Consider the following 381-nt stretch of genomic DNA (forward strand, 5'->3'; position numbering starts at 1 on the left):
CTGCTGGGCGACGGCTGGGGCAAGGACGCGTCGGAGGCGTCGGGCCGCCTGCTCGGCAACGTCGCGCTGGCCGTGGTCTCGGGCGGCGCGAGCGCGGGTGCGGCGGCCGGGGAACGGGTGGGGATTTCGGCGGCGGAGCGCGGGGCGCAGGAGGCGGCGGAGGCCGGAGCCGGGCAAGCGGCCCGGAGCGCCGGACGGGAGAGCGCGGAGAGCGGCGCGGCGCGCGAGAATCTCACGCGGGAGCCGAACGGCCCCAGCCGGGAACAAGGAAGCAAGGTCTGCGAAGAGGATCCCGTCGACGTCGCAACGGGTCGCATGCTCCTGCCGCAGACCGATGTGACGCTGCCCGGCCGACTGCCGCTGTCCTTCGTCCGGCACTTC

The 381-nt window shown here is 75.6% G+C and carries 1 protein-coding gene; it reads left to right on the forward strand.

The window, feature by feature from the left end:
- The coding region (locus tag HG542_RS34300) for a DUF6531 domain-containing protein (RefSeq protein ID WP_171088353.1) at positions 1-381 on the forward strand (381 nt) is incomplete at both ends.

Origin of the sequence: Streptomyces morookaense, assembly GCF_013030945.1 — a bacterium.
Taxonomy (GTDB): domain Bacteria; phylum Actinomycetota; class Actinomycetes; order Streptomycetales; family Streptomycetaceae; genus Streptomyces; species Streptomyces morookaensis.